Annotated in this window: 11 protein-coding genes; 10 read left to right on the top strand and 1 reads right to left on the bottom strand. The window is 73.9% G+C overall.

From position 1 onward, the window contains the following. Positions 1–217 precede the first annotated feature (217 nt). From E2B92_RS19610 to E2B92_RS19600, 3 genes are read left to right on the top strand one after another with little or no spacing between them, the layout of a single operon-like run. Entirely contained in the window at positions 218–1,285 is a 1,068-nt protein-coding gene (locus E2B92_RS19610) for a hypothetical protein (protein WP_235033100.1), read from the top strand. Further along, a complete protein-coding gene (gene mycP / locus E2B92_RS19605) occupies positions 1,282–2,457 on the top strand; it encodes a type VII secretion-associated serine protease mycosin (protein ID WP_126885079.1) in 1,176 nt (391 codons plus the stop codon). The genes E2B92_RS19610 and mycP overlap by 4 nt, the downstream gene beginning before the upstream one ends. A 22-nt stretch (positions 2,458–2,479) precedes the next feature. Then, positions 2,480–3,214 (top strand): SseB family protein, encoded by a 735-nt coding sequence (locus tag E2B92_RS19600; protein WP_126885078.1) that lies wholly within the window; start codon positions 2,480–2,482, stop codon positions 3,212–3,214. Between the two features lie 4 nt (positions 3,215–3,218). Here the strand turns inward: E2B92_RS19600 and E2B92_RS19595 are convergent, their stop codons facing one another. Then, on the bottom strand, positions 3,219–3,593 hold the full coding sequence (locus E2B92_RS19595) for a DUF1844 domain-containing protein (RefSeq protein WP_126885077.1): 375 nt from the start codon (positions 3,591–3,593) through the stop codon (positions 3,219–3,221). Between the two features lie 289 nt (positions 3,594–3,882). Between E2B92_RS19595 and infC the strand changes: the two genes are divergently transcribed. From infC to pheT, 7 genes are all read left to right on the top strand, one after another. Beyond that, positions 3,883–4,590 carry a translation initiation factor IF-3 gene (infC, locus tag E2B92_RS19585; protein ID WP_126885076.1) on the top strand — a complete coding sequence of 236 codons (708 nt, stop codon included), beginning with the start codon at positions 3,883–3,885 and terminating at the stop codon, positions 4,588–4,590. A 101-nt stretch (positions 4,591–4,691) separates the two neighbouring features. Further along, positions 4,692–4,886 carry a 50S ribosomal protein L35 gene (gene rpmI, locus E2B92_RS19580; protein WP_041128339.1) on the top strand — a complete coding sequence of 65 codons (195 nt, stop codon included), beginning with the start codon at positions 4,692–4,694 and terminating at the stop codon, positions 4,884–4,886. Positions 4,887–4,988: 102 nt separating this feature from the next. After that, complete coding sequence (rplT, locus tag E2B92_RS19575; RefSeq protein ID WP_064068121.1) at positions 4,989–5,375, top strand: 50S ribosomal protein L20; 387 nt, start codon at positions 4,989–4,991, stop codon at positions 5,373–5,375. 101 nt (positions 5,376–5,476) lie between these two features. Continuing rightward, a complete protein-coding gene (locus E2B92_RS19570) occupies positions 5,477–6,331 on the top strand; it encodes a TrmH family RNA methyltransferase (protein ID WP_126885080.1) in 855 nt (284 codons plus the stop codon). A 54-nt stretch (positions 6,332–6,385) separates the two neighbouring features. After that, positions 6,386–7,513 carry a sensor histidine kinase gene (locus E2B92_RS19565; RefSeq protein ID WP_126885075.1) on the top strand — a complete coding sequence of 376 codons (1,128 nt, stop codon included), beginning with the start codon at positions 6,386–6,388 and terminating at the stop codon, positions 7,511–7,513. A gap of 138 nt (positions 7,514–7,651) precedes the next feature. Next, complete coding sequence (gene pheS, locus E2B92_RS19560; protein ID WP_126885074.1) at positions 7,652–8,776, top strand: phenylalanine--tRNA ligase subunit alpha; 1,125 nt, start codon at positions 7,652–7,654, stop codon at positions 8,774–8,776. Then, positions 8,776–11,304, top strand: a complete 2,529-nt coding sequence (gene pheT / locus E2B92_RS19555) for a phenylalanine--tRNA ligase subunit beta (protein ID WP_126885073.1) — start codon at positions 8,776–8,778, stop codon at positions 11,302–11,304. The genes pheS and pheT overlap by 1 nt, the downstream gene beginning before the upstream one ends. Positions 11,305–11,325 lie beyond the last annotated feature (21 nt).

The raw sequence follows: 11,325 nt of genomic DNA, 5'->3' as shown, positions 1-11,325 counted from the left end.
CCGGCGTTTCCCCCCCCCCCCCCCCCCCCCCCCCCCCCCCCCCCCCCCCCCCCCCCGGGCGCCCGGGCCCGAAGGCGCTGAGAGCGCCGAGAGCCCGCCCCGGCGGCGCCCCGTCCGCGGGCCCCGGCCCGCCCCGCCGCCCCCGGCGGCCCCGCCCGCGCCCCCCCGCGCCCCGCCGCCCATGGCCCCCCCCGCCGCGCCCGCCAAGCCACCGGCCGTGCCCACGCCGGCCCCGCCCGCGCCCGCCACGCCGCCCGTGCCCTCCGCCGCGCCCACCCGGCGCCGGCCCGTGGGCGCCGTCGACCTGACGCCCCGCCCGGGCGCCGCCGCGCCGCGCACCGCCGCGCCGCACAACCCGGGCCCGCGCACCGCCGCGCCGCACACCTCCGCGCCGCACAAAGCACCGCACACCTCCACCCCTCACGCCCCCGCACCGCCCCCCGTCCCTCACGCCCCCGCGCCGCACTGGTTGCCGCCCGAGACGCCCGTCGAGACGACCACCCGACTCCGGCCCGTCCGCAGCAGGCACCCCCTCCGCGCGGCCGCGGCCGTCGCCTGCCTGGTCCTCGGACTCGGGCTCACCGGCGGCGCCGCCGCGGGGGCCTGGCTCGTGGGCGACTCGGCCGCCCGGACGTCCGCCGGTGACCGGTTCACCGAGGCCCGGGGACTGTGGCACACCGTCCCGGTCGACACGCTCTTCCCGCGCACCCTCGACGGCGAGGGCGCCGGACCCGGGGGCGCCGACCGGACCTGGACGCGCGTGGCCGTGGCGCCCGACGGCACGTGCGCCGGGGCCTTCGACCCGCTGCTGCTCCGGACCCTGCGGCCGGTCGGCTGCGAGCGCGTCGTCCGCGCCACGTACACCGACGCCACCTCCACCAGCGTCACCACCGTCGGCATGGTCTTCACCACCGCCGACCGCGCCGGCATGACCGCGCTGCGCGACCGCTTCGCCGACGAGAGCCTCGACGAGCGCACCGACCTCCTGCCCCGCACCCTCCCCGGCCGCGGCACCGTCGCCGCGGGCTTCGGCGACGCGCAGCGCGCGAGCTGGCGGGTGAGCGTCCTCACCGACGTACCCGTCATCGTGTACGCGGTGTCGGGCTTCGCCGACGGCCGGACCGTGGAGGACGCCCAGCCGGCCGCCGAGGCGATGGCCGAGGGCCAGACCAGCACACCCGCCCAGGCCGGGCTGGGCCACGACGCCGACGGCATCGCCGACCGGATCGAGCGCGGGCTGCGCACCACCGCGACCACCGGAAAGGCCACGCAGGACCCCCGATGACGCACCGTCGCCGCCGTACCGCCCTCGCCGCCGCCCTCGCGGCCCTCGCGTTCGCCGTGCTGCCCGCCACGCCCGCCCACGCCGACGGCATCCGGGCCCAGCAGTGGGGCCTTGAGGCCATGCGCACGGCCGAGGCCTGGCGCACCACCAAGGGCGAGGGCATCACCGTCGCCGTCCTCGACACCGGCGTCGACGCCGCCCACCCCGACCTCGAGGGCAACGTGCTGCCCGGCAAGGACCTCATCGGCTTCGGCGCCAAGCGCGGCGACCGCCCCTGGGCACGCCACGGCACCGCCATGGCCGGGATCATCGCCGGTCACGGACACGGCTCCGGCCGCGAGGACGGCGTCCTCGGCATCGCGCCCGAGGCGAAGATCCTCCCCGTCCGCGTCATCCTCGAGGGCGGCGACCCCGCCCGCACCAAGGCCCGCAACACCCGTGGCACCGCCCTCGCCCAGGGCATCCGCTGGGCCGTCGACCAGGGCGCCGACGTCATCAACCTCTCCCTCGGCGACGACAGCGAGTCCGCGCACCCCGACGCCGGCGAGGACGCCGCCGTGCAGTACGCCCTGTCCAAGGGCGCCGTCGTCGTCGCGTCGGCCGGCAACGGCGGCGACAAGGGCGACCACATCTCGTACCCCGCCGCCTACCCCGGCGTCATCGCGGTCACCGCCGTCGACCGGTACGGCGCGCACGCCGCGTTCTCCACCAGCCGGTGGTACGCCACCGTCAGCGCACCCGGCGTCGACATCGTGATCCCCGACCCCGACCGGAAGTACTACCAGGGGTGGGGGACCAGCGCCGCGTCGGCGTTCGTCTCCGGCGCCGTCGCCCTGGTCAAGGCAGCCCATCCGAACCTGACCCCGGCGCAGATCAAGAAGCTGCTCATCGACACCGCCCGGGACCGCCCCGCGGGCGGCCACGACATCGACAAGGGGTACGGGACGGTCGACCCCGCCGCCGCGATCGAGGCGGGCGCCCGGCTGCGCCCGGCCGACCTCAAGGCGGCCACCGCCGGCTACGGCAAGCGGTACTTCGGCACGGGGCCCGCCGCCGCGCCCGGCGAGGAGGCGGGCGCCGGCCTGCTGGCCCCCGTCAGCGGCGGCATCGGCGTGCTGCTGCTGGCCGCCGCCGTGGTCCTGTGGCGCGGGGGGCGCGCCGCCGGGCGCTGACCCGCGCGGTTAGGCTCGTCGCGTGGCGCTCAAGAACATCCCGGACCCCGGTTTCTCCGACGACGACGGCACCGCCGACCCCGAGCTCAGCGCGGCCCTCGCGGCCTGGGCCGAGGACCGGGCGGCCGAGCCCCGCGTCCTCGCGGCGCTCAGGGACGCCCGGCTGCTGGTGCCCGTCGTCGCCGTCCTCGGCGAGGTGGAGGAGGACGAGGAGACCGGCCTGCGCCGCGAGAAGACCAGCGACATGGCCGTGCCCACGCTCACGGCCGGGGAGCGCCGCGCGCTGCCCGCCTTCACGTCCATCCAGTCGCTGGCCCGCTGGGACCCGGCCGCCCGCCCCGTCGCCGTCCCGCTGCACCAGGCGCTCCAGGCGGCCGCCCACGAGAAGGCCGACACGCTCGTGCTGGACCTCGCCGGACCGGTGCCGTACCAGGTGACCGGCCCCGCGCTGCTCGCCCTCGCCGAGGGCCGCACGTCCACCGACCCACTGGCCGACCCGGCAGTCACGGCGGCGGTGCGCGCCGTGGTCGCGGCCGAGCCCGCCGTGCTGCGCGCCCACCTCGGGCCCGGCAGCGCGGACGGCACCCTCGCCCTGGTCCTCGCACCCGACGCGCCGCCCGCCGAGGCGGCCCAGCGGGTGGCCCGGGCCCTGGCGGCCGACGAAACGCTGAGGGCCCGCCTGGTGCGGGGCCTGGACCTGGCACTCCTGCCGTCCACGGCCACGCCCCCGGGCGAGCCCTTCTACGTCAAGCGGTGAACGGTCAGCCGAAGACGGGACCGGTGTACTTCTCGCCCGGGCCCTGACCCGGCTCGTCCGGGACGATGGACGCCTCGCGGAAGGCGAGCTGCAGCGACTTCAGCCCGTCCCGAAGGGGCGCCGCGTGGAAGGAGCTGATCTCCGTGGCGCCCGCGTCCAGCAGGCCGCCCAGGGCGTGGATCAGCTTGCGGGCCTCGTCGAGGTCCTTGTACTGGTCGCCCTCCTCGGTGAGACCGAGCTTGACCGCGGCGGCGCTCATCAGGTTGACGGCGACCGTCACGATCACCTCGACCGCGGGGACCTCCGCGATGTCGCGGGTCATGGTCTCGAAATCGGTGGTCTCGGCGGCGGAGGCGTTGCTCGGCGTGGCGTCACTCATGCCACCACGATATGCGGCCCGTGCCCCGTTAGCCCCACCCCCCGGGAGCTGCTAACCTGGTGTGACGACCGGCTGGACACGACTCGTGATCCGGCCCACAAGTGGAGGCTCCGATCTCCCACCTGGCCGTCCTCCGGGACGGCGGGTCACCGGTCAGGTGGCGCCCATCGTTCCGTACGGACGATGGAGCCGCCCGATGTGCGCCCCGCGGTACGCCGTGGCGGTGCTCCGGTAGCACGTGGAGCCCCGCCTGTGTCCCGTCCGGGGCATTTTTCATGCACCGGCGCGGTTGGTCTTACGAAACAGACGTTACGCGTCCGTCCGCCAGGCGGTCGCGTGGTGCTACCGAGGAGGATCCATCAGCGCCGAGCCCCGCATCAACGACCGGATTCGCGTTCCCGAGGTGCGACTTGTCGGTCCCAGCGGCGAGCAGGTCGGGATTGTCCCGCTTGCCAAGGCCCTGGAGCTTGCGCAGGAGTACGACCTCGACCTCGTCGAGGTCGCGGCGAACGCCCGTCCGCCGGTCTGCAAGCTCATGGACTACGGGAAGTTCAAGTACGAGTCGGCCATGAAGGCCCGTGAGGCGCGCAAGAACCAGGCGCACACGGTCATCAAGGAGATGAAGCTCCGGCCGAAGATCGACCCGCACGACTATGACACCAAGAAGGGTCACGTCGTCCGGTTCCTCAAGCAGGGCGACAAGGTCAAGATCACGATCATGTTCCGTGGTCGCGAGCAGTCCCGGCCGGAGCTCGGCTACCGGCTGCTGCAGCGGCTCGCGGAGGACGTCCAGGACCTCGGTTTCGTCGAGTCGAACCCGAAGCAGGACGGCCGGAACATGATCATGGTTCTCGGACCGCACAAGAAGAAGACCGAGGCAATGGCCGAGGCCCGTGAGGCGCAGGCCGCCCGCAAGGCGGAGCGCCAGGGCCAGCCCGCCCAGGCGGACGAGGCCGTCCACGCGGACGAGCCCGCCGACGAGGCTGCCGAGGCCTGATTCCCGGGCACCCGCCCAGGATTCAACCGACACATCTGACGCTCCCGAGTGCCGGTCCCCGGACCGGCTGGGAGCGCCACTGACGAGGAGAGAACGGCGCTATGCCGAAGAACAAGACGCACTCCGGTGCCAAGAAGCGCTTCAAGGTCACCGGCTCCGGCAAGATCCTGCGCGAGCGCGCCGGCAAGCGCCACCTGCTCGAGCACAAGTCGTCCAAGCTGACGCGTCGCCTCACCGGTAACGCCGAGATGGCCCCGGGTGACAGCGCCAAGATCAAGAAGATGCTGGGCATCTGATTGACCTCCGCCCTCGCCCCCGCGAGGGCAGCCCGACACCGGGACCCAATCGTTTCCGGGCCGTGTGAGTCCAACCACGGCCCCGCTACAAGGAGTTAACAAGTGGCACGCGTCAAGCGGGCAGTCAACGCCCACAAGAAGCGCCGGGCGATCCTCGAGCAGGCCAGCGGCTACCGCGGTCAGCGTTCGCGCCTGTACCGCAAGGCCAAGGAGCAGGTCACCCACTCGCTGGTCTACAACTACAACGACCGCAAGAAGCGCAAGGGCGACTTCCGTCAGCTCTGGATCCAGCGCATCAACGCCGCTGCCCGCGCCAACGGCATGACGTACAACCGCCTCATCCAGGGTCTGAAGGCCGCCAACATCGAGGTGGACCGCAAGATCCTGGCCGAGCTCGCGGTCAACGACGCCAACGCGTTCGCCGCGCTCGTCGAGGTCGCCCAGAAGGCGCTCCCGAGCGACGTCAACGCCCCGAAGGCCGCCGCCTGATCTTCCAGGCCGCAGTTCTTCCCTCCGGACCCGCAGGCCCCGAGCCTGCGGGTCCGGTCTGTTCAACCCCCGTGCGTACGAGAAGAGAGCCGCCGACCACCATGGGCACCCCCGAGCTGATCTCCCCCCGTTCCCCCCGCGTCATCGCGGCACGGCGGCTCGCCAAGCGCAATTTCCGGGGCAAGGACCGCCGGTTCATCGCCGAGGGCCCCCAGGCCGTGCGCGAGGCCGTCGCCCACCGCACCGGCGGGGAGCCCACCCTGGTGGAGCTGTTCACCACCCTCGAGGCCGCCGAGCGGCACGCCGACATCGTCGAGGCCGCCCGCGCCACCGGCGCCCGCGTCCACCACGCCTCCGACGCCGTGCTCGCCGACGTCTCGCAGACCGTCACCCCGCAGGGGCTGCTCGGGGTGTGCCGGTTCCTGGACTCGCCGTTCGAGGAGATCCTCCGGGGCCGCCCCAGGCTCGTCGCCGTCCTCGCCCACGTGCGCGACCCCGGCAACGCCGGGACCGTACTGCGGTGCGCCGACGCGGCCGGCGCCGACGCCGTCGTCCTCACGGACGCCTCCGTGGACCTGTACAACCCCAAGGCCGTACGCGCCTCCGTCGGCTCCGTCTTCCACCTCCCGGTCGCCGTCGGGGTGCCCGTCGAGCAGGCGGTCGCCGGGCTGAAGGGCGCCGGCGTCCGCGTCCTGGCCGCCGACGGGGCGGGCGAGGACGACCTCGACGCCGAGCTCGACGCGGGCACCATGGGCGGGCCCACCGCCTGGATCTTCGGCAACGAGGCCTGGGGCCTGCCCGAGGAGACCCGCGCCCTCGCCGACGCCGTGGTGCGCGTGCCGATCCACGGCAAGGCCGAGAGCCTGAACCTCGCGACCGCCGCGGCCGTATGCCTCTACGGCTCCGCCCGTGCGCAGCGTGCTGCCGGAGGGTGCCGCTCCGTCACCTCCAGCTAGTAGGGTGACGGGCTCGGGGGCCCACTGCGTGACTCGGAGGGGTGGGAGACGGGGATGACGGTCGGTACCAGCAGGCCCGCGGTACGGGAGGGCGCCTTAGTGGGCGTGGGCGCTCCCGCCGGTCCCGGCATGCCCGGGATCGACCCGGACGACCTCCCCGACGGGCTCGTCGTCGCCGATGAGAACGGCCGGGTGGTGTGCTTCAACGCCGCCGCCGTGCGCCTGACCGCCGTTTCCCGCGCCGAGGTGCTGGGACGGCCGCTGGAGCAGGCGCTGCCGCTGGAGGACCTCAAGGGCAGGCGCTGGTGGGCGCTGACCGATCCGTACGGCGGCCTCGCCATCCGGGCCGGCCAGCCCGAGCGCAACCTGCTGCTGCCCGGCAACCGGGAGGTCCTCGTCGCCGCCCGCTACGTGCGCGAGGAGCCCCTCGGGCCCGTCCGCAGGGTCGTCGTCACCCTGCGCGGCACCGAGGCCCGCCGCCGTACCGAGCGCAGCCACGCCGAGCTGATCGCCACCGTGGCCCACGAGCTGCGCTCGCCGCTCACGTCCGTCAAGGGCTTCACCGCCACCCTGCTGGCCAAGTGGGAGCGGTTCACCGACGACCAGAAGCGGCTGATGCTGGAGACCGTCGACGCCGACGCCAACCGCGTCACCCGCCTGATCGCCGAGCTCCTCGACATCTCCCGAATAGATTCCGGCCGCCTCGAAGTGCGGCGCCAGCCGGTCGACATCGCCGCCGCCGTCGGCCGCCACATCCAGGCCCACACCGCGCGCGGCCAGTCGCCGGACCGGTTCTTCGTGCGCGTACGCCGTCCGCTGCCCGATCTGTGGGCGGACCCGGACAAGATCGACCAGGTCCTCGGCAACCTGCTCGAAAATGCGGTGCGCCACGGTGAGGGAACCGTCACCATCGAGGTGGCACCCACCGGCCCGAGCGACGACGAGAAGGGAACGGCCGTCACCGTGAGCGACGAAGGCCCCGGCATCCCCGAGGAGTCGATGGGTCGTGTCTTCACCCGCTTCTGGCGGGGGAGCAAGCGAGGCGGCACCGGTCTCGGCCTGTACATCGTCAAGGGCATCGTCGAGGCCCACGGCGGGACGATCACCGTCGGCCGCGGACCCGCCGGTGGCGCCCAGTTCCGATTTACGTTGCCCGTGGGCGCCCCCTCGTATCTCACCTGACAGAGGGGCCGGACCGTCCACGGGCTGATCCGCGGCTCATCCGCCTGCCCACACCCCGTTAGACTCGTCCTTTGGCACCTTTGCGTCCTCGGTCGTCGAGCGGGGGCCCCAGCCAGCCCATCGGAAGTACGGGAAGAGATGTCGGCACCGAACAAGTCGTACGACCCAGTCGAGGTCGAGGCACTGAAACCGGAAGAGATCGAGCGCATGCGGGACGAGGCGCTCGCCGCCTTCGCCGCCGCCGGTGACCTCGACGCCCTCCACGAGGCCAAGGTCGCGCAGACCGGCCCCGCCTCGCCGCTCGCGCTCGCCAACCGGGAGATCGGCGCCCTGCCGCCGCACGCCAAGGCCGAGGCCGGCAAGCGTGTGGGCCAGGCCCGCGGTGCCGTGAACAAGGCCCTGGCCGCCCGCCAGGCCGAGCTGGAGGCGGAGCGCGACGCCCGCGTGCTGGTCGAGGAGGCGGTGGACGTCACCCTCCCCCACGACCGCACCCCGGCCGGCGCCCGCCACCCGCTGACCACCCTCATGGAGCGCATCGAGGACATCTTCGTCGGGATGGGCTACGAAGTGGCCGAGGGCCCCGAGGTCGAGTCCGAGTGGCTCAACTTCGACGCGCTCAACATCGCTGTCGACCACCCCGCCCGCGGCGAGCAGGACACCTTCTTCGTCGCCGACGCCCAGGGCACGTCCGGCTCCGGCGTCGTGCTGCGCACGCACACCTCGCCCGTCCAGGTCCGCTCCCTGCTGGACCGCGAGCCCCCGGTCTACGTGATCTGCCCCGGCCGGGTGTACCGCACGGACGAGCTGGACGCCACGCACACCCCGGTGTTCCACCAGGTCGAGCTCCTCGCCGTCGACGAGGGCCTGACCATGGCCGACCTCAAGGGCACGCTGGACCACATGGTCCAGGCGCTCTTCGGCGGCGAGGGCATGAAGACCCGGCTGCGGCCGAACTTCTTCCCGTTCACCGAGCCGTCCGCCGAGATGGACATGGTCTGCTACGTGTGCCGCGGCGAGTCCGTCGGCAACCCGGACCGCCCCTGCCGCACCTGCTCCAGCGAGGGCTGGATCGAGCTCGGCGGCTGCGGCATGGTCAACCCCAAGGTGCTGACCGCCTGCGGCGTGGACCCCGAGAAGTACAGCGGATTCGCCTTCGGGTTCGGCATCGAGCGGATGCTGATGTTCCGCCACAACGTCGAAGACATGCGAGACATGGTCGAGGGTGACGTCCGGTTCACCCGGCCGTTCGGGATGGAGATCTGATGCGGGTCCCGCTTTCGTGGCTGCGGGAGTACGTCGACCTGCCGGCGACGGCGACCGGCCGTGACGTACAGACCAGGCTCATCGCGGCCGGTCTCGAGGTCGAGACCGTCGAGCGGCTCGGCGCCGGCCTCACCGGCCCGCTGGTCGTCGGCCAGGTCCTCACCATCGAGGAGCTGACCGAGTTCAAGAAGCCCATCCGCTTCTGCACGGTCAACGTCGGCGACGCCAACGGGACGGGCGAGGCGCAGGAGATCATCTGCGGCGCCCGGAACTTCGCCGAGGGCGACAAGGTCGTCGTGGCCCTGCCCGGCGCCGTGCTGCCCGGCGACTTCCACATCGCCGAGCGCAAGACGTACGGCCGGATGTCCCGCGGCATGATCTGCTCCGGCGACGAGCTCGGCATGGGCGACGACGGCAGCGGAGGCATCATCGTGCTGCCGCCCGAGATCGAGATCGGCACCGACGCCACCGAGCTGCTGGAGCTGTACGACGAGGTCCTCGACATCGCCGTCACCCCGGACCGGGGCTACTGCCTGTCGATGCGCGGCGTCGCCCGCGAGGCGGCCACCGCCTACGGCCTGCCGCTGCGCGACCCGGCGCTGCTCGACGTGCCCGCGCCGAACTCGTACGGCTACCCCGTCACGGTCACCGACCCGACCGGCTGCGACCGCTTCACCGCGCGCACCGTCGTCGGGCTCGACCCCGAGGCCCGCTCCCCGATCTGGCTGCGCCGCCGCCTCCAGAAGGCGGGCATGCGCCCGATCTCCCTCGCGGTCGACATCACCAACTACGTGATGCTCGAGCTCGGCCAGCCGCTGCACGCCTACGACCGCACCCGCGTCCAGGGCGCGATCGGCGTGCGCCGCGCCGAGCAGGGCGAGAAGATCACCACCCTCGACGGCGTCAAGCGCGTCCTGGACGCCGGCGACCTGGTGATCACCGACGACCGCGGGCCGATCGGCCTCGCGGGCGTGATGGGCGGCGCCGACACCGAGATCGCCGACTCCGTCACCGACCCGGAGACGGGCGAGGTGCGGGGCACGACCGAGGTGGTCATCGAGGCCGCGCACTTCGACGCGGTCTCCATCGCCCGTACCGCGCGCCGCCACAAGCTGTCCTCCGAGGCGTCCCGGCGCTTCGAGCGCGGCGTCGACCCCCAGGCCGCCGCCGCTGCCGCGCAGCGCACCGTCGACCTGCTGGTCCTCCTCGCGGGCGGCACCGCCGAGGCCGGGGTCACCGAGATCGTCGCGCCGTCCGCGCCGCGCACGGTCACCATGCGGGCCGACCACCCCGACCGGGTCGCCGGTGTCACCTACGGCCGCGAGACCGTCGTACGCCGCCTCCAGGAGGTCGGCTGCGACGTCTACGGGCAGGACGACCTCACCGTCACCGTCCCGTCGTGGCGTCCCGACCTCGCGCACCCGAACGACCTCGCCGAGGAGGTCATCCGGCTCGAGGGGTACGAGAACCTCCCCTCCACCCTGCCGCAGCCGCCGTCCGGCCGAGGCCTGACCGCCCGGCAGCGGCTGCACCGCCGCGTCGGCCGGCTGCTCGCGGGCGCCGGGTACGTCGAGGCGCCGAACTACCCGTTCGTCGCCGAGCAGGTCTTCGACCAGCTCGGTCTCGCGGCCGACGACCCCAACCGCGAGGTCGTCAAGCTGGTCAACCCGCTGTCCGACGAAGAGCCGGCGATGCGCACCACGCTGCTGCCGGGTCTGCTCGGCGCGCTGCGCCGCAACGACGGGCGCGGCAGCCACGACCTGGCGCTCTTCGAGACCGGGCTGGTCTTCCACCCGGCCGCCGAGGCCGGCGAGGCCGTGGTGCTGCCCGTCGACCGGCGCCCCACGGACGAGGAGATCGCACGGCTGAACGCGCCGCTGCCCGAGCAGCCGCGGCACGTCGCCGTCGTCCTGGCCGGGGCCCGCGAGCAGGCCGGCTGGTGGGGCAAGGGCCGCCCGGCCGACTGGGCCGACGCCATCGAGGCCGCCCGGTCCGTCGCCCGCGAGGCCGGTGCCGAGCTGATCGTGCGCCAGGGCCAGTACGGCCCCTGGCACCCGGGCCGCTGCGCCGAGCTGGCGGTCGTCGTGGACGGCACGGAGCAGGTCGTCGGCTACGCCGGTGAGCTGCACCCGCGCGTGGTCAAGGCGCTGCACCTGCCCGCCCGCACGTGCGCGATGGAGCTGAACCTCGACACCGTCGAGCGCGCCTCGGCGGGTGCCCTGCGCGCCCCGCGGATCTCCACCTTCCCGGTCGCCACCCAGGACGTCGCCCTGGTCGTCGGCGCGGACGTGCCGGCCGCCGAGGTCGAGACCGCCCTGCGCGAGGGCGCGGGCGAACTGCTGGAGTCCCTCCGGCTGTTCGACGTCTTCACCGGTGAGCAGATCGGCGAGGGCCGGAAGTCCCTGGCGTACGCGCTGCGGTTCCGCGCCGGTGACCGCACGCTGACCGTCGAGGAGGCCTCGGCCGCCCGCGACACCGCCGTGGCGCTCGCCGCCGAGCGGACGGGCGCGGTGCTGCGCGGCGCCTGAGCGTCCCCCGCGCACTGAGGG

The organism is Streptomyces sp. WAC05374, from assembly GCF_004353505.1.
GTDB lineage: Bacteria > Actinomycetota > Actinomycetes > Streptomycetales > Streptomycetaceae > Streptomyces.
The sequence above is the reverse complement of the archived record's forward strand: the minus strand, read 5'-3'. Positions and strand labels throughout refer to the sequence as shown.